The 16,503-nt window shown below is 62.9% G+C and carries 16 protein-coding genes; 8 read left to right on the top strand and 8 right to left on the bottom strand.

Annotation, left to right across the window (positions count from 1 at the left end; genetic code table 11):
• Window positions 1-135 precede the first annotated feature (135 nt).
• Both ACODSV_RS22655 and pobA read right to left on the bottom strand, forming a co-directional pair.
• Window positions 136-1,653, bottom strand: coding sequence for an MDR family MFS transporter (locus ACODSV_RS22655; protein WP_024074039.1), 1,518 nt, complete (start codon window positions 1,651-1,653; stop codon window positions 136-138).
• Between the two features lie 66 nt (window positions 1,654-1,719).
• A complete protein-coding gene (gene pobA / locus ACODSV_RS22650) occupies window positions 1,720-2,904 on the bottom strand; it encodes a 4-hydroxybenzoate 3-monooxygenase (protein WP_172831376.1) in 1,185 nt (394 codons plus the stop codon).
• Window positions 2,905-3,093: 189 nt separating this feature from the next.
• On the opposite strand from pobA, the gene ACODSV_RS22645 reads away from it, so the two are divergent.
• Window positions 3,094-3,981 (top strand): helix-turn-helix domain-containing protein, encoded by an 888-nt coding sequence (locus ACODSV_RS22645; protein WP_024074037.1) that lies wholly within the window; start codon window positions 3,094-3,096, stop codon window positions 3,979-3,981.
• Window positions 3,982-4,055: 74 nt separating this feature from the next.
• Here ACODSV_RS22645 and ACODSV_RS22640 read toward each other — a convergent pair whose 3' ends face one another.
• Entirely contained in the window at window positions 4,056-4,232 is a 177-nt protein-coding gene (locus tag ACODSV_RS22640; RefSeq protein ID WP_168232272.1) for a hypothetical protein, read from the bottom strand.
• 100 nt (window positions 4,233-4,332) lie between these two features.
• Window positions 4,333-5,238, bottom strand: coding sequence for a LysR family transcriptional regulator (locus tag ACODSV_RS22635; RefSeq protein ID WP_024074035.1), 906 nt, complete (start codon window positions 5,236-5,238; stop codon window positions 4,333-4,335).
• A gap of 104 nt (window positions 5,239-5,342) precedes the next feature.
• Here ACODSV_RS22635 and ACODSV_RS22630 point away from each other — a divergent pair, with 104 nt between their 5' ends.
• Both ACODSV_RS22630 and ACODSV_RS22625 read left to right on the top strand, forming a co-directional pair.
• The gene (locus ACODSV_RS22630) at window positions 5,343-6,209 is read left to right on the top strand and encodes an MBL fold metallo-hydrolase (protein WP_024074034.1); all 867 of its coding nucleotides are present in this window, start codon (window positions 5,343-5,345) and stop codon (window positions 6,207-6,209) included.
• A 34-nt stretch (window positions 6,210-6,243) separates the two neighbouring features.
• Complete coding sequence (locus tag ACODSV_RS22625) at window positions 6,244-6,858, top strand: NAD(P)-dependent oxidoreductase (RefSeq protein ID WP_024074033.1); 615 nt, start codon at window positions 6,244-6,246, stop codon at window positions 6,856-6,858.
• A gap of 115 nt (window positions 6,859-6,973) precedes the next feature.
• On the opposite strand, the gene ACODSV_RS22620 is transcribed toward ACODSV_RS22625, so the two are convergent.
• Window positions 6,974-7,852, bottom strand: coding sequence for a LysR substrate-binding domain-containing protein (locus tag ACODSV_RS22620; RefSeq protein ID WP_024074032.1), 879 nt, complete (start codon window positions 7,850-7,852; stop codon window positions 6,974-6,976).
• 111 nt (window positions 7,853-7,963) lie between these two features.
• Between ACODSV_RS22620 and ACODSV_RS22615 the strand changes: the two genes are divergently transcribed.
• The 4 genes from ACODSV_RS22615 to ACODSV_RS22600 all read left to right on the top strand — a co-directional run bounded on the left by ACODSV_RS22615 (window position 7,964) and on the right by ACODSV_RS22600 (window position 13,525).
• Entirely contained in the window at window positions 7,964-9,589 is a 1,626-nt protein-coding gene (locus ACODSV_RS22615) for a 5-guanidino-2-oxopentanoate decarboxylase (protein WP_150053760.1), read from the top strand.
• The gene (locus ACODSV_RS22610; protein WP_150053761.1) at window positions 9,586-11,028 is read left to right on the top strand and encodes an aldehyde dehydrogenase family protein; all 1,443 of its coding nucleotides are present in this window, start codon (window positions 9,586-9,588) and stop codon (window positions 11,026-11,028) included. The genes ACODSV_RS22615 and ACODSV_RS22610 overlap by 4 nt, the downstream gene beginning before the upstream one ends.
• A gap of 236 nt (window positions 11,029-11,264) precedes the next feature.
• On the top strand, window positions 11,265-12,452 hold the full coding sequence (locus tag ACODSV_RS22605) for a cyanate transporter (RefSeq protein ID WP_024074029.1): 1,188 nt from the start codon (window positions 11,265-11,267) through the stop codon (window positions 12,450-12,452).
• Window positions 12,453-12,589: 137 nt separating this feature from the next.
• A complete protein-coding gene (locus ACODSV_RS22600; protein WP_041161118.1) occupies window positions 12,590-13,525 on the top strand; it encodes a LysR family transcriptional regulator in 936 nt (311 codons plus the stop codon).
• A 17-nt stretch (window positions 13,526-13,542) separates the two neighbouring features.
• Here ACODSV_RS22600 and ACODSV_RS22595 read toward each other — a convergent pair whose 3' ends face one another.
• Window positions 13,543-13,905 carry a 5-carboxymethyl-2-hydroxymuconate Delta-isomerase gene (locus ACODSV_RS22595; RefSeq protein ID WP_024074027.1) on the bottom strand — a complete coding sequence of 121 codons (363 nt, stop codon included), beginning with the start codon at window positions 13,903-13,905 and terminating at the stop codon, window positions 13,543-13,545.
• Window positions 13,906-13,960: 55 nt separating this feature from the next.
• On the bottom strand, window positions 13,961-14,884 hold the full coding sequence (locus tag ACODSV_RS22590) for a LysR substrate-binding domain-containing protein (RefSeq protein WP_489045950.1): 924 nt from the start codon (window positions 14,882-14,884) through the stop codon (window positions 13,961-13,963).
• A 59-nt stretch (window positions 14,885-14,943) separates the two neighbouring features.
• Here ACODSV_RS22590 and ACODSV_RS22585 point away from each other — a divergent pair, with 59 nt between their 5' ends.
• Window positions 14,944-15,189 (top strand): hypothetical protein, encoded by a 246-nt coding sequence (locus tag ACODSV_RS22585; protein WP_069075450.1) that lies wholly within the window; start codon window positions 14,944-14,946, stop codon window positions 15,187-15,189.
• On the opposite strand, the gene ACODSV_RS22580 is transcribed toward ACODSV_RS22585, so the two are convergent.
• Window positions 15,144-16,469 carry an MFS transporter gene (locus ACODSV_RS22580; RefSeq protein WP_024074025.1) on the bottom strand — a complete coding sequence of 442 codons (1,326 nt, stop codon included), beginning with the start codon at window positions 16,467-16,469 and terminating at the stop codon, window positions 15,144-15,146. The two genes, ACODSV_RS22585 and ACODSV_RS22580, sit on opposite strands and share 46 nt — an antisense overlap.
• Between the last annotated feature and the right edge of the window lie 34 nt (window positions 16,470-16,503).

The following is a 16,503-nucleotide window of genomic DNA, read 5'->3' as shown; positions in this document are numbered from 1 at the left end:
TGCGCAGCCCAACGCGGGGCAAGCCCGCTCGCCACAACAAGCCCGCTCGCCACAAAAATCCGGCCGTTCAAGGAAAACTTTTAAGTCTTAATACCGACTATCCAGTCCTGCCCCCTTTTAACCACGCCCCGTCAGTCATTTAGCCTTGTCTTCACGACCACGCAACACCCGGTTCGGCATCGCAATCGCCGCCGCCAACCCCAGCAGCGACACCGCCGCACTGACCATCAGCAAATGCCGAAACGTCACGGCCAACTCGCCGCGCAGGGCATCCTGCGCCGGGCCTGGAGCGGCGTTCAGGCCATCGAGCAGCACGTTGCCGGAGCTGCCCTCGACCATCAGCGCGCCACTGGCCAGGTGAGCGAAGCTCGAGTCCTGCAGCAGCGCCAGCAACAGCGCCGACATGCAGGCCACCCCCACCGCGCCTCCCAGGGAACGGAACAGGTTGGTGGTGCTGGTGGCAACACCGATATCATGCTGTTCCACCGAGTTCTGCGCCCCCACCAACGAGGTGGGGAACTGCATGCCGCCGGCAATCCCGCACAACAGCATGAACAGCGCTGTCACCCCCACCGCCTGGGGCGCGCTGAAAGCCATGCCGAGAATCGCCAAGGGGCTCAGCAACGCGCCGCTGACGATCATCGGTTTATAGCGGCCGGTCACCGAGGTCATGCGCCCGGCACAGTAGGCGCCTATCGGTAAGCCGATCGCCAGCGGCAGCAAGTGCAGGGCCGCGCTGTCAGCACCGGAACCGGTCACCGTCTGGAACCGCAGCGGCATCAGCACCGTCAGGGAAATGGCCTGGAAGCTGGTGAAGAAAATCGTGCACCAGCACAGTACCGCGCTGCGGTTGGCAAACAGATGCATCGGCAGCAATGGCTCTGGCGCGCGGCGCTCATGCCAGACAAACACGCTCAACGCCAGCAGTGCACACGCCAGCAACCCCAGCACATCATCATCGCGCCACGGATGGCCTTGGCCGATTTCGGTGATGCCCAGCAACAACGCGGTCAAGCCGATGATCATCAGCACGGTGCCAAGGTAATCGATGATCGGCTTGCGTTGCGGCGACGGCAGCCCCACCAGGGTGCGATGGGCCACGTACCATGCGCCGGCGCCCAAGGGCAGGTTGATCAGGAACACCCAACGCCACGACAGGTACTCCGTCATGTAGCCGCCCAACACCGGCCCGGCCACGCTGGCCACCGCGTACATGCTGCTGAAATAGCCCTGGTAGCGCCCGCGCTCGCGTGGCGGGATGATGTCGCCGATGATCGCCTGGCTCACCGAAATCATCCCGCCGGCGCCAATGCCCTGGAGAATCCGCGCCAGCACCAGTTGCTCCATGCTTTGCGCCATGCCGCAGAACAGCGACGCTAGCGTGAACAGCCCCATGCCGATCAGCATCATCGGCCGGCGCCCGTACAGGTCGCCGAGCTTGCCGTAGATCGGCACCGCCACGGTCATTGCCACCATGTAGCCGGAAATCACCCAGGCCAGCAGGTCAACGTCGTGGAACCGCGCGGAGATGGCCGGCATGGACACGGCGACAATGGTCTGGTCCAGGGCACCGAGGAAGATCGCCATCATCAACGAGACGAGAACACTGCGTACGGCGGGAACGGAGGGAGCGGGCTGATTGAGCTGGGTCACGGCAGAACCTTCGAGCAAGCCCCGCGGGAAAAGGCGGCCCGCGGGAATGCTGGATACGATAGCAGGCTATTCGATAGCTTCGTAAGGAAGTCCGACGTAATTTTCGGCGATGGTTCTGCGACCGGCTTGTGAACTGCTGAAGTAGGCCAGCTCGCTCTCGGCAATGCGCTGGCTGAACCCGTCCGCCTCGGGAAACTGATGCAGCATGGAGGTCATCCACCAGGAAAACCGCTCGGCCTTCCACACCCGCCGCAGGCAGATTGCCGAGTAGTTTTCCAGCAACTCCACCCGCCCCTCGCCATACACCTTGAGCAAAATGCGATACAGCGTGCTCACATCGCTCGCCGCCAGGTTCAGGCCCTTGGCCCCGGTGGGCGGCACGATATGGGCCGCGTCCCCGAGCAAGAACAGGCGTCCGTATTGCATCGGTTCCACCACGAAACTGCGCAGCGGCGCGATGCTTTTCTCGATCGAGGGCCCGGTCACCAACTGCTCGGCCAGGTGACTGGGCAGGCGGGTCTTGAGTTCATCCCAGAAACGCTCGTCCGACCACTCACCCAGGGGCTCGTCGGCGGGCACTTGCAGGTAATACCGGCTACGCGTCGGTGAGCGCATGCTGCACAGGGCAAAGCCGCGTGGATGCTTGGCGTACACCAGTTCGGCATGTACCGGCGGCGTATCGGCCAGGATACCCAGCCAGCCAAAGGGATAGACCCGCTCGAACACCTTCAACGATTCGGCCGGGATCGATTGGCGAGCGATGCCATGGTAGCCATCGCACCCGGCGATGTAATCGCACTCCAGGCGGAACGTCTCGCCCTGATGCTCGAAGGTCAGCCAGGGTCGATCACTTTTGAGGTCATGGGGCTGGACGTCACGGGCTTCGTAGAGGGTGATGGCACCGCCAGCGGCACGCGCTTCCATCAGGTCGCGGGTGACTTCGGTCTGGCCGTAGATCATCACCGACTGGCCGCCGGTGAGCGCCTTGAGGTCGATGTGGGTAAGCTGGCCATCAAGCGCCAGTTCGAAGCCATCATGGACCAACCCTTCGGCGTCCATGCGCTGGCTCACACCCGCCTCGCGCAGCAGGTCGACCATACCTTGTTCCAGCACCCCCGCACGGATGCGGCCCTGCACATAATCGGCGCTCTGGCGCTCAAGGATGAGGGTTTGGATACCGGCGTTATGCAGCAGTTGACCGAGTAGCAGTCCGGAGGGACCGGCGCCAATAATGGCGACTTGGGTTTTCAACGTTTTCATTATTTTTATGGCCCGCCAGCTTCACCCGAACGGATCAGGTGAAAGAGTTGTCATTGGTCTTGCTGCGAACATTTTTCACTTGAGTGCCCGCTATAAGAAGGTGAAAACTGCGTCAAAGTCTGCGCTTTTTGCCAATCGGTGCGATTACCGAACCACTATCCTGAGTATCGGATTGAAACCATGACCAAACCTGCCAGTTCCGCGATTCCGGTCTTCAAGCTTTACGGGGAAAGCCAGCAATGGCCGACGCCTGATTTGTTGCACTGCGAAACCATTTCTCGGCGCAGTCGGGAATACCAGTGGGAAATCCAGCCCCACCGGCATGCGGATCTGTGCCAGTTGCTGTACGTGCACCAAGGCCAGGCGCAACTGGAAATCGAAGGCCAGCGCACCACGCTCAACGAAGCGACCTTGCAGGTGCTGCCACCGCTGTGTGTGCATGGGTTTCGCTTTGCCGAAGACGTGAAAGGTTACGTGGTGACTTTGGCGGCGCCGCTGGTCAGCCATCTGCAAGCGCAACTGGGCGCGGCGGTGGACGGCTTGCAGATCCTGGGCAATTACCCGGCCAGCGAGGACAGCGACTACCTCAACAACCTGTTCGCCCGCCTGCAGGACGAATATGCCGATGAACAACCGGCCCGGGACATGATGATGCACGCCCTGGTCAGCGTGCTGCTGGTATGGATCAGTCGCCAGGCCATCCAGCGCCGCCACCCACGGGCACCACGGGGGCGTGAATACTTTCGGCGCTTTACCCAGTTGGTGGAGCAGCACTACCGCGAGCACCCGAAGATCGAAGACCTGGCTCACAAGCTGGGGATATCGGTCTCACACTTGAACGGCACCTGTCGGGAATTGGGCGGGCAGCCCGCGTTGCAGATCATGCATGACCGCCAATTGCTGGAGGCCAAGCGCCTGTTGACCTACACCAGCATGACGATCAATGAGATGTCGGAGGTATTGGGGTTTTCCGACCCGACCAACTTCTCCCGGCTGTTTCGCCGGCGTGTCGGGTTTTCGCCCAAGGCGTTTCGCGAGCAGCTCAAGTCCGAAACGGCACACACCTGACGCTGGCAGCTGGCTCGCTTACGCTGGGGGCGCGAAGCGTCCCCAATAACAGCCAGCCACACCGACTGCGCTTTTCAACGCAAGGCGCTGAAGCTACCGGTGTGCGGAACGCATTGATCCTGATGGCAACTGATCGCAAAGCTCGGCTGCATGCGGGTTTGCTCGACGCGGTAGGCGGCCGTCCCGTACAGCGCCGTGGCCAATGCGCTGAGGGTAAAAATCATCAGGTATTTTCTGGTTTTTATGGTCATGGCCCTCACCTCTGAACAACATTGGAAGGTGCTGTTTAAAGCATAGGCCAGCCAGGGCAAGTTGCCATTATTGGACGCCATTCAACCGGCTGATGTTGCGTCAGAGCCCCTTGTCCCACGAAGGCTCTTCCGGAAACCTCTGCACCAGGAAATCCAGGAGGCTGCGCAACGCCGAGGGCATGTGTTTGCGCGAGGCATATACCGCGTAGATGTTCAGGTGTCGCGGTTCGGCCTCGGGCAACAGGCGTACCAGCTCGCCACGGCGGATATGATCGCCAGCCAGGTAGCTGGGCAACATCGCCACCCCCGCCCCGGCCAGCGTCACGCGTAACAACGTGCTGGCTTCGTTGGCGGTGATAGTGCCGTGCACCGGCACCGATACATGTTCGCCGTGTTCTTCGAAATGCCACAGGCTTTTGCCGAAGTACGAGTGGGTCAGGCAGTTGTGCCGGGCCAGGTCCTCGACTTTCTGCGGCGCCGGATGTTCGCGCAGATACGCCGGCGTGGCGCACACCACAGAACGGCAGATGGTCAGGCGCCGAGCGATCAGGTTGGGGTCCAGGTCATTGCTGGTGCGAATGGCCAGGTCGATGCGCTCGTCCACCAGGTTCACCGTGCGGTCGAGCATCTGCAGGTCGACGGTCACCAACGGGTAGCGCTGGACGTACTCGGCGATCGCTTCGGCCAGTTGCGCCTGGCCGAACGAGGTGCTCACACTCAGGCGCAGCAGGCCCCGGGGCGCGTCATCCGGCTCACTGACGGCGGCCTGCATGTCGCTGCACAGTTCCAACAGCTGTCGGCAGCGCGGCAGGGTTTCACTCCCGGCCGCCGTCAGGCTGAGCTTGCGGGTGGTGCGGTGCAGCAAGCGCGCGCCGATCCAGTCTTCGAGTTCGGCCAGGTAGCGCGACACCACCGGGCGCGACAGGTCCAGATGGTCGGCCGCGGCAGACTGGCTGCCCAAATCCACCACCGTGACAAACACGCGCATTGCTTGAAGACGATCCATGATTTGCCCGATTTTAGAAACAAACTATGTCCCAGCATCGCATTTTTTGTTGGGTTTGGTGCAACTAAGCTCTGTGCATCCTTTACCGATGACTGGACTGCCCGATGCTCTCGACCCTCAAGCGCTTGACCCTGACCACCGCCGCCCTGGCCTTCGCCGCCCATGCTGCGGCGGCCGACCTGAGCCTCGACGTGTACAACCCCGGTGAGGCGGCGATCTTCCCCGTCAGCTCGGTGCTGGTCAGCGGTGCGAAAGACGCGATCCTCGTCGACGCGCAGTTCGGCAAGGGCCAGGCCGAACAACTGGTGCAGAAAATCCGCGCCAGCGGCAAACACCTGACCACCATCTATATCAGCCATGGCGACCCGGACTACTACTTCGGCCTTGACACCCTGACCGCCGCGTTCCCCGACGCCCAGGTGGTCGCGCCACAACCGGTGGTCGACCATATCAACGCCACCGTGGCCGGCAAGCTGGCATTCTGGGGCCCGAAAATGGGCGCCGACAAGCCAGGCAAAACCGTCGTGCCGCAGGTGTTGAAAGGCCATAGCCTGAGCCTTGAAGGGCAGTCACTGCAGGTCATCGGCCTGGACGGCCCGCAGCCGGATCGCAGCTTTGTCTGGATTCCGTCGATCAAGGCCGTGGTCGGCGGTGTGGTCGTCGCCGACAACATCCACCTGTGGATGGCGGACACCCAAAGCGCACAATCCCACCAGGATTGGCTGGCCACCCTGCAACGCATCGAAGACCTGAAACCGCGCACGGTGATTCCGGGGCACTTCCTGGGTAACCCGTCGCTGAAGTCGGTGGCCTTCACCGCCGACTACATCAAGGCCTTCGACGCCGAGACTGCCAAGGCCAAGGATTCCGCCGCGCTGATCGCGGCGATGAAAAAGCGTTACCCGACCCTCGCCGACGAAAGCTCGCTGGACCTGAGCGCCAAGGTCGCCAAGGGCGAAATGAAGTGGTGAAGCGTTTCAAACCTTAACCGTACTGGAGAACGTCATGAGCAAGATCGCAATCATTGGGGCCACCGGCCGCGCCGGTAGCCAACTGCTGGAAGAAGCACTGCGTCGTGGGCACAGCGTCATCGCCCTGGCGCGCAACATCGACAAGCTGGCCGTGCGCCCTGGCGTCACAGTCAAACAAGTCGATGCACTGGATGCCGAAGCCTTGCAACAGGCCATCACGGGCAGCGACGTGGTCATCAGCGCGGCTCACTTCGCCACCCTGCCCGCCAGCGCCGTGATCGGGCCGGTGAAGAAAGCCGGGGTAAAACGCTTGCTGGTGGTGGGCGGTGCGGGTTCGCTGCTGTTGCCGGGTGGCGGTCGAGTGATCGACAGCGAGGGCTTCCCTGCCGAATACAAAGCCGAAGCCAGTGCCGGTGCGGCGTTCCTCGACGTGCTGCGCCAGGAAAAAGAGCTGGATTGGACGTTCCTGTCGCCGTCGGCCTTGTTCGATGGCACCGAACGCACCGGTAAATTCCGCCTGGGCCAGGACGACTTGCTGGTGAGCAGTGAGGGTACAAGCTCAATCAGCTTTGCCGACTACGCCATCGCGATGATTGACGAAGTGGAAACACCGAAGCACTCGCGCCAGCGCTTTACCGTCGGTTACTGAGGCAACTCGGTCAAGGAATGTAGGAGGGGGCTTGCCCCCGATAGCAGTGTGTCAGGCAAAGATGCTCCAACTGAACCACCGCCATCGGGGGCAAGCCCCCTCCCACATTTGCCCTTCAGTGTTCTGGAAATTGTGCCTGGCTCACCAACCAATCCATCAGCGCTTCGAGCCCGGCCGACGGCACCGTTCCCGGTGGATACACCAGGTAATACCCCTTCCCCGTCGGCACCCGCAGTTCAAACGGCATCACCAACCGCCCCGCCTTGAGATCCTCGCCCATCAACGCACTGTCGCCCATCGCAACCCCGGAGCCCTGCGAGGCAACATTCATCGCCAAATCCAACGTCTCGAAATGATGCCCCTGGCTCAAATTGCTCAACCGCGTGTCCGCCGCCTTGAGCCACCTCGCCCAATCGCGCTCATCCCGCGTGGGGTGCAGCAACACCTGTTGCTGTAAATCCGCCGGGGTGTGCAAACCGGCGAGCAGCGCCGGTGCGCAGACCGGGGTGAGTTGCTCATCGAACAAATGCCGCGCTTCGGCCGATTGCTCGGCGATGGGCGCGTAGATCACCGCCGCATCGAATCGCTCCCGGCGAAAATCCACGGTGTAAGCCACGGTGGTGGTGAGTTCCACCGGCACATCCGGGCGCTCCCGTTGCCATTGCATCAAGCGCGGCAACAGCCAGCGCATTACGCAGGTGGACGCCTTGAGTTGCAGGGTCGCGCGGCGGCTGCCGATCTGCTCCACCGCATCCCCCAGCAGGCCAAACACCTGTTGTGCGCGCAGCGACCATTCGCGACCTTCGTCGGTCAGGCTCAGGCCGCGTGCCTGGCGCAGGAACAGCGCATAACCCAGGTGGCTTTCCAGCCCGGCGACCTGTCGGCTCACCGCGCCCTGGGTGATGTGCAGTTGCTCGGCAGCACGGGTGAAATTGCAGCACTGTGCAGTGACCCAGAAGGTATGCAACGCGGGCAGCGGCGGGAGGCGTTTCATAAGGGCTGAGCCATGACGTGGGGACATGGCTAGTATGACTTTTTATCGATTGTTACCGCTACGGGCCAACCGTTCCAATACCGCCTCGAATCCCCGACAAGAGCGACATCAATGGCGACCTGCGGCGAAGTATTGGTCCACCTCCTGGAACGCTACGGCGTAGAACAGGTGTTTGGTATCCCCGGCGTACATACCGTGGAGCTGTACCGCGGCCTGGCCCGCTCCAGCATCCGCCACGTGACCCCGCGTCATGAGCAAGGTGCCGGCTTTATGGCCGACGGTTATGCGCGCACCCGCGGCAAGCCGGGGGTGTGTTTCATCATCACCGGCCCCGGCATGACCAATATCACCACGGCCATGGGCCAGGCCTATGCCGACTCGATCCCGATGCTGGTGATTTCCAGCGTGCAATCGCGCAGCCAATTGGGCGGCGGGCGCGGCAAACTGCATGAACTGCCGAACCAGGGCGCGATGATGGCCGGCGTGGCGGCGTTCTCCCATACCCTGATGTCGGCGGCAGAATTGCCAGCGGTACTGGCGCGCGCGTTTGCACTGTTCCAGGCCGCTCGGCCGCGCCCGGTGCATATCGAAATCCCGTTGGATGTGTTGGTGGAAAACGCCGATGCGCTGCTGGGCACCGCGCCAGTCAGCATCGCGCGTGCCGGTGCGGCGCCGGCGGCGATCCAGCAGATGAGCCAGTTGCTCGCCGCCGCCCAACGCCCGTTGATCCTGGCCGGTGGTGGCGCCATCGATGCCGCCCCGGCATTGACCCGCCTGGCCGAAACCCTCGGCGCACCGGTCGCCCTGACGATCAACGCCAAGGGCATGCTGCCCGGCGCGCACCCGTTGTTGATCGGTTCCACGCAAAGCCTGGTGGCCACCCGCGCCCTGGTTGCCGAAGCCGATGTGGTGCTGGCCATCGGCACGGAGCTGGCGGAGACCGACTATGACGTCACCTTCGCCGGCGGCTTCGAGATCCCCGGCGCATTGCTGCGCATCGATATCGACCCTGACCAGACCGTGCGCAACTACCCGCCCCAGGTGGCCCTGGTGGCCGACGCGCACATCGCCGCCGACGCCTTGCTAGCCGAACTCAACCGCCAACCCCTGCCGCCTCGCCGCAACGACTGGGGCGCTCAACGCGTGACCCGGCTGTGGGCCGACCTGACGCCGACCTGGGACGCCGCCACCCGCGCGCAAAGCGTGTTTCTCAACACGGTCCTGCAAGCGCTGCCCGGCGCGGTGATCGTGGGTGACTCCACCCAACCGGTGTACAGCGGCAACCTGACCCTGAACCCCGACCACCCACGCCGCTGGTTCAATTCGTCCACCGGCTACGGCACTTTGGGCTACGCCCTCCCCGCCGCCATCGGCGCCTGGCTGGGGCGTGGCGATGGGCAGCCGGTGGTGTGCCTGATCGGCGACGGCGGGCTGCAATTCAGCCTGCCGGAACTGGCCAGCGCGGTGGAAGCGCGCACGCCGATTATCGTGCTGCTGTGGAATAACCAGGGCTATGAAGAAATCAAGAAATACATGCTCAACCGTGCCATCGAGCCGGTCGGCGTAGACATCTACACCCCGGACTTCGTCGCCGTGGCCAAGGGGCTGGGCTGTGCCGCCGAGCGCATCCAAGGCCCCGCCTCACTGCGCATGGCCTTGCGCGCCGCGGCTGATCGCGAGGGGCCGACACTGATTGAAATCGACCAAGGGCTGTGGATGAACGAGGTGGCGGTATGAGTGCGGTATTGAACGGTGTGTATATCGATGGCGCGTGGCGCGCGGGCCATGAGGTGCTGGAGGTGATCAACCCGGCCACCGAGGCCCGCCTGGCGCAGGTCAGCGTGGGTGACGCGCGTGCCGTGACCCAGGCGGTCGACGCCGCCAGCGCGGCATTTATCGACTGGGCGAAAACCACCGGGCGCGAGCGCGGCGCGCTGTTGCGCAAGGTCGCCCAGGGCGTCAGCGAGCAACGTGAACCCCTGATGCAGCTGCAGTCGAGCAACAACGGCAAGCCCCTGTTTGAAGCGGGGATCGATGTGGACGACGTGATCGCCACCTTCGAGTACTACGCCACTGTCGCCGAAGGGATGGATGCCGCGCAGGACTGCCCGGTGGCGTTGCCCAGCGACGACTTCAGCGCCCGCCTGCGCCGCGAACCGTGCGGCGTGGTGGGGCTGATCGTGCCGTGGAATTTCCCGATGGTCACCACCGCCTGGAAACTCGCCCCAGCCCTCGCCGCCGGCTGCTGCGTGGTGCTCAAGCCGTCGGAAGTCACGCCCTTGGCGGAGTTGCAACTGGCGCGAATCATTGCCGCAGCCGGCTTCCCTGCGGGTGTGTTCAACCTAGTCTGCGGCACCGGTTTGGCCGTGGGCGCGCCGCTGGCAGCAGACCGTCGCGTGGCCAAGATTTCCTTCACCGGTAGCAACGCCGTGGGCGTGCAGGTGATGCAACGCGCCGCCGAAACCATCAAGGGCGTGAGCCTGGAGTTGGGCGGTAAATCCTCATTGCTGGTGCTGGCGGATGCCGACCTCGACCTGGCGGTGGAACTGGCCTGTGGCGGTGGTTTTTTCAATGCAGGGCAGATGTGTTCGGCCACCAGTCGCGTGCTGGTGGCGGACAGCCTGGCGGATGAATTCCTGCAGCGTTTGCAGGCACGGGCTGACGGCATTCGCGTGGCCGACCCGTTTGCCGAGGACGTGGAAATGGGCGCGCTGATCAACCGTGCGCAGTATCAGCGGGTGCTGGGGCATATCCAGCGCGGCGTTGAGGCTGGCGCGCGCTTGTTGTGTGGCGGTGAACGCCCGGCGAATCTGGCGAAGGGCTACTTCATTCGCCCGACGGTGTTTACCGACGTGCCATTGGACAGTGCGTTGTGGAACGAAGAAATCTTCGGCCCGGTGCTGTGTGTACGACCTTTTGCCACTGAGCAAGAGGCCGTTGCCCTGGCCAACGACAGCGAGTTCGGCCTGGTGGCCAGCGTGGTCAGCCGTAGCGTCGAGACCACCGAGCGCGTGGCGAATGCCTTGCAGGCCGGGATGGTGTGGATCAACGCCCCGCAGGTGATCTTCCCGCAAACCGCGTGGGGTGGTTACAAGCAGAGCAGTATCGGCCGTGAGCTGGGCCCGTGGGGGCTGGCGACGTTTCAGGAGATCAAGCATGTGATTCGGTCTAACTGACGGCGCAGCCTCCCTGTGGAATGTGGACCCATGTGGGAGGGGGCTTGCCCCCGATAGCGCCGCTTCAGTTGGAGCATCTTTGACTGACACACCGCTATCGGGGGCAAGCCCCCTCTCACATTTTGATTGGCGGTATTTCAGTTAACTGCAATTTTTAGATAGCCCCAGCGACTTTCTCATTTGCCCCCCTCCCCCATGCGTGGCCTGATTCGCCCTTGTTCCCACAAGGCAGGCCCATGGAAAACGTTCAGGCAAAACCCACCACCGCCGTTTGGCTGATGATCAGCGTGGTACTCGTCGCCCTTAACCTGCGCCCATCGATGGCCGCCGTGGGGCCGTTGTTGTCGTCGATTCGCGGCGAGGTGCCGTTGAGCTTCAGCAGTGCGGCGTTGCTGACCATGTTGCCGGTCATGGCCATGGGCCTGGCGATGTTTTTCGGCATGGGCCTGGCCAAGCGTTTTGGCGAGCATCGCAGCATTGTGCTGTCGCTGCTGGTGATTGGGTTGGCGACGGTGTCGCGGCTGTTCCTGGATTCGGCGCTCGAACTGATCGTCAGCGCCATCGCCGCCGGCGTGGGTATCGCAATGATCCAGGCGTTGATGCCGGCGCTGATCAAGTCGCGGTTCAGTGACAACGTTTCGCTGTTCATGGGCCTGTACGTCACCGCCATCATGGGCGGCGCGGCGCTGGCGGCGTCGTTCTCGCCGTTCGTGCAGGTACACACCGGCAGCTGGCGTATCGGCCTGGCCATCTGGGCGCTGCTCGCGCTGGTGGCCGTGGTGTTCTGGTGTGGGCAGCGCTCGGGCCTGGCGCCGTTGCCCCAGGCCAGCGGCGGCCCGCAGGAATCATTTTTCGGCAATGGTCGCGCCTGGTTGCTGGCGGTCTTTTTTGGCCTGGGCACCGCGTCCTACACCTGCGTGCTGGCGTGGTTGGCGCCGTACTACGTGGAGCAAGGCTGGAGTGAACAGCACGCCGGGTTGCTGCTGGGGTTCCTGACCGCCATGGAGGTGGTGTCCGGCCTGGTCACCCCGGCCATCGCCAACCGCCGCCAGGACAAACGCGGGGTGGTTGCCGTGTTGCTGGTGCTGATCATCCTCGGTTTCTGCGGCTTGATCATCAGCCCGCAACACCTCAGCCTGCTGTGGCCGTGCCTGCTGGGCCTGGGCATTGGCGGGCTGTTCCCGATGAGCCTGATCCTGTCGTTGGACCACCTCGACAACCCCCGCCGCGCCGGCGGCCTCACCGCGTTTGTGCAAGGCATTGGCTACCTGATCGCCGGCCTGTCCCCCCTGATCGCCGGGATGATCCGCGATCAACTGGGCAGCTTCGAATGGGCCTGGTGGTCGCTGACGGCAGTGATCGTGGTGATGCTGCTGATCGTCACGCGCTTCAACCCCAAGCAGTACGCACAACATATTCGCTGAGGTCGTGTTGCAAACAGTATTTGTCCCACACGAAACATAGAAACGACCTACAGAGCTTTCTATTGGTACGTCCGTTCCGTTAAGCTTTTGCCCTCGTCGCGCGCTGCCACAGTGCCAAGGCTTACCGGATGGAATGGATGCTAAACAGTAACTTGCTCAGAAAGCTTGATATGCAGGACTTGATGGTGTTTATCGCCGTCTACGACCAGAGCAGCGTTACCGAGGTGTCAGAAACGCTGTTCGTCAGCCAGTCCACCGTGAGCTACAGCTTGAAAAAGCTGCGCACCAGCTTCGAAGACGAGCTGTTTATCAACACGCGGGCGGGCATGCGTCCGACGTACAAGGCCACCACCATGTACGGCCATGTGCAGAAGATCCTCGAGAGCATCAACCTGTGCCACGCCGGTGGCCAGGCCTTCGACCCGACGCAGAAGGCGGTGACCTTCAATGTCTGTGCCCCGGAATATTTCGAACAACTGATCCTGCCGCGCCTGTTGAAAAACTTCGACCAGGCCGACCTGCCGGTGATCGTCAATGTGCAGAAGCTGGAAGCCGATATCCCCGCCGATGACCTGCGCGAAGGCCGCCTCGACCTGGTGATCTGCTTCGGCCCGCACTTTCATCGCGCCCACAAGGACTTCAAGACCCAGATGCTGCTGGAGGACGACCTGGTGTGCGTTTTCGACAAATGCGCGGCGCCCCGGGAGTCCACGTTCAGCCTGCAATCCTTCGTCGAACGACGCCATGTGTTCCCCACGCCGTGGACCTCCGACACCAACATGATCGACGGCTGGCTGGCGCGCCAGGCCCACAAGCGCCAGGTGATCGCCCGGGCCAACAGCTACAGCGCCGCCTTGAAGATGATCACCGGCACCGACTTTATCGTCACCCTGCCGCGCCGCGTGCAGAAGCTGCTGGCACAGCCGGAGGTGTTCGGCCATTGCGAGGCGCCCAACGGGTTGCCGGGGTTCACCCTGGATATGCAATGGAATGAAAGCAGTGGGCAGGACAGCGCCAATACCTGGTTCAGGGAACAGGTGGTGAAGGTGTGCGCGGACCAGGGATTACTCTAACCCCCTGTGGGGGGGGGTTAGCCGATAGCGACTTTGCTGTAGGAATCGCGATCCATATCGACCAGCTGGACGCTGAGCTGAACCTGTATATCCGCCGGCCAGTCGCCCAGATCCTGCAATGCGGTCAGCAGGCTTTGCGACAATTGCTGCTTGACCTGCGGCGACCGCCCGCTGAGCAGCGACAGCTTCACCGCGACGAAACCGCGCGGGCTGAGGGAGGTACCCACCTGAAAACTCTCGACCTTCACGGCGCGGCTTTTGATATCGAACTCGGAACCGAACTGCCCGGACGCCATCAGCACATTGTTGAGCCGCAACAGGGTCTTCTCGACGGCCAGGTTGGTCAGGTTGGCGGTGTATTCCAGGTTCAGGTGTGGCATGGATGACTCCGAGTCATTCGTAGGAAGGTTCGTAGATATACCACGGATAAAAGCCTCAGGCCTTCTTCCCCAGGCCGCGATCACTCATGAACGCCTCCAGCCGCGAACGCACCCAACGCTCGGCCGGGTCGGTGTCCACATGGCTGAGCCAGACCATGGACAAGTCCAGGGTCGGCGTCTCGAACGGGAACGGCTCACAGAACAGGTTGCCGGACACGGCCATGGCTTCGGCGGTGTAGTCCGGCAGGCTGGCGATCAGGTCAGTACCGGCCAGCAGTGCAGGCAGCGCGCTGTATTGCGGCACCGACAGCACCACATGGCGCTTGCGGCCGATTTCCGCCAGCCACTCATCGGCGAACCCCGACACGTTGGCGGTGTGGGACACCAGCACATGGGGCCGCGCGCAATATTCATCGAGGGTCAGCGGCCTGTCAGAAGCGTCGGCACGCAGCAGGCGTGGGCGGATATGGCGCAGCAGCTTGCGCTTGGCGTTGGCCGGCAGGCCACGGGTCTGGGTGATGCCGACGGTGATATCGCCGGAGGCCAGCAGGTCGGGGATACGCCAGTAGTCCACGTGCTGCACCACGAACACCACCATCGGCGCTTCCTGGCGCAAGGCACGCAGCAACGGCGGCAACAGGCCGAACTCCACATCATCGAACAGGCCGATGCGAAAGGTCATGGTGCTGATGGATGGGTCGAAATCATGGGTCAGGCTCAGGGCCGAAGACAGTGAATCCAGGGCCGGTGACAGATGCTGGATGATCTCCTCGGCGCGGGCCGTGGGCTCCATGCGGTGGCCGACACGAATGAACAGGGGGTCGTTGAACAAGGTCCGCAGACGGTTAAGCGCCGAACTGATGGTCGGCTGGCCGAGAAACAGCTTCTCCGCCACCCTCGTCACATTGCGCTCGAGCATCAGTGCTTCGAAGACCACCATCAGGTTGATGTCGGCCTTGCGTAATTCATTGCGATTCATCGGCGCCTGCCCTTTCCCCACGACAAGCCGCAGTTTAGAAAGCTCGAGGAGCTGCGTCTATGCGCGCACTGTTCATCCTGGGGCTTTGGGACTATAAATCAGCAGTCCAGGGTCACAGGAATACTGTCGTGCTGTTCATTTTCGCCTTAAGCGTCCTGGTCAGCGGGGTTTTGCTGTGGGCCATCAAGTTCATCGCCCACCCCACTGCCAGGACATTGCTGCGCGTGTTCGTCGGTTTATGCCTGGCAGCCGTGGTGGCTTACCTGGTACTCGCTTCGGGGTTTCCGACCTCATTGCTCGTCTGATACACCTCCTGGCCCTGACGCAAACGCAGCGCAGCCAGCGCGGCGACCACCAGCACCACGGCGATCACCTTCAAACCGTTCATCGCGTTGCCGGTACTCATCTCGATCGCCCCCATCACCGAAGGCCCGACAAACCCGCCCAGCAGGCCACAGGCGTTGACGAACCCGAGGCCACCGGCCAGCGCCACGCCCTTGAGCCGCGACGCCGGGTAGAGAAACACGATCGACTGCACCACGAAAAACATCACCGCCGACAGGCAGAAGCCCAACAGGCTGAAGACCGGCCCCGACACCGACGCAATGCCCAGGCCTAGCGCCATGGTCAGCAACCCCGTGACCAACAGTCGACGACAACGCCCCGGCGTGGTGGCAAACCGCGGGATCAGTACCGCGCCGAGTGCCGCCGCGATCCACGGCAACGAGGTCAGCAGGCCGACGCTCATGGTGCTCAGTTCACCGTATTTACTGATGATGCTCGGCAGGAAAAAGATCACGGTGTAGACGGTGATCTGATGGCAAAAATACACAAAGATCGCCAGCAGGATTTGTGGGGTCAGCCAGTTTTTCAACGAGTGCCCGCCTTCGCCGGCGCCCTCTTCCGTTTCCTGAGCAATACGCTGTTCGATCCCGCGCGCCTCGTCCGCCGTCAACCACGGGGCCTTGCTCGGACGGTCCGGCAACTTGCGCCATACCACCCAGGCAAATGCCACCGCCGGCAAGCCTTCGAGCAGGAACATCCACTGCCAGCCGTGCCAGCCGAGCAGGCCGTCCATGCGCATCAACGCCGCGCCCACCGGGCCGCCGATAATGTTGGCAAAGCACACGCCGAGCAGGAAATAGCCGGTGGCCCGCGCCCGCTGTTCACGGTTGAACCAGTACGTCAGATAGAGCATGACGCCGGGAAACAAACCGGCTTCGGCGATGCCCAGCAGCAGGCGCAACACGTAGAACGAGGTCTCGCCCTGCACAAACGCCATGGCCGCCGAGATCAGGCCCCAGGTCACCATGATGCGGGCGATCCAGAACCGCGCGCCGACCTTGTGCATGATCAGGTTGCTGGGGATTTCCGACAGGGCATACGTGAGGAAAAACAGCCCCGCCCCCAGCCCGTAGGCCGCGGCGGAAATGCCCAGGTCGACGTCCAGGTGGTGCTTGGCCAGGGCGATGTTGGTGCGGTCGAGGAAACTCAGGATGTAGGCGATGATCAGCAAGGGCATCAGCTTGGCGAACATCAGCTTGTTCAGCGCCTGCGGTTCGCGGGCCGGGGTGGCGGTAGTCATCGGGCAGTTCCTCCTGGCGCCCCGCCAGCCTGGC

It is taken from the genome of Pseudomonas sp. FG86 (genome assembly GCF_057808775.1).
This window is presented reverse-complemented; position numbering and strand designations above follow the sequence as displayed.

Excerpts from the sequence above, each read along its gene's own strand:
- ACODSV_RS22635 (WP_024074035.1), bottom strand. The coding sequence starts at position 5,238 with ATGGATCGTCTTCAAGCAATGCGCGTGTTTGTCACGGTGGTGGATTTG.
- ACODSV_RS22605 (WP_024074029.1), top strand. The coding sequence starts at position 11,265 with ATGGAAAACGTTCAGGCAAAACCCACCACCGCCGTTTGGCTGATGATC.
- ACODSV_RS22615 (WP_150053760.1), top strand. The coding sequence starts at position 7,964 with ATGGCGACCTGCGGCGAAGTATTGGTCCACCTCCTGGAACGCTACGGC.
- ACODSV_RS22590 (WP_489045950.1), bottom strand. The coding sequence starts at position 14,884 with ATGAATCGCAATGAATTACGCAAGGCCGACATCAACCTGATGGTGGTC.
- ACODSV_RS22625 (WP_024074033.1), top strand. The coding sequence starts at position 6,244 with ATGAGCAAGATCGCAATCATTGGGGCCACCGGCCGCGCCGGTAGCCAA.
- ACODSV_RS22645 (WP_024074037.1), top strand. The coding sequence starts at position 3,094 with ATGACCAAACCTGCCAGTTCCGCGATTCCGGTCTTCAAGCTTTACGGG.
- ACODSV_RS22620 (WP_024074032.1), bottom strand. The coding sequence starts at position 7,852 with ATGAAACGCCTCCCGCCGCTGCCCGCGTTGCATACCTTCTGGGTCACT.
- ACODSV_RS22630 (WP_024074034.1), top strand. The coding sequence starts at position 5,343 with ATGCTCTCGACCCTCAAGCGCTTGACCCTGACCACCGCCGCCCTGGCC.
- ACODSV_RS22610 (WP_150053761.1), top strand. The coding sequence starts at position 9,586 with ATGAGTGCGGTATTGAACGGTGTGTATATCGATGGCGCGTGGCGCGCG.
- ACODSV_RS22580 (WP_024074025.1), bottom strand. The coding sequence starts at position 16,469 with ATGACTACCGCCACCCCGGCCCGCGAACCGCAGGCGCTGAACAAGCTG.
- ACODSV_RS22640 (WP_168232272.1), bottom strand. The coding sequence starts at position 4,232 with ATGACCATAAAAACCAGAAAATACCTGATGATTTTTACCCTCAGCGCA.
- ACODSV_RS22600 (WP_041161118.1), top strand. The coding sequence starts at position 12,590 with ATGCTAAACAGTAACTTGCTCAGAAAGCTTGATATGCAGGACTTGATG.
- ACODSV_RS22595 (WP_024074027.1), bottom strand. The coding sequence starts at position 13,905 with ATGCCACACCTGAACCTGGAATACACCGCCAACCTGACCAACCTGGCC.
- ACODSV_RS22585 (WP_069075450.1), top strand. The coding sequence starts at position 14,944 with ATGCGCGCACTGTTCATCCTGGGGCTTTGGGACTATAAATCAGCAGTC.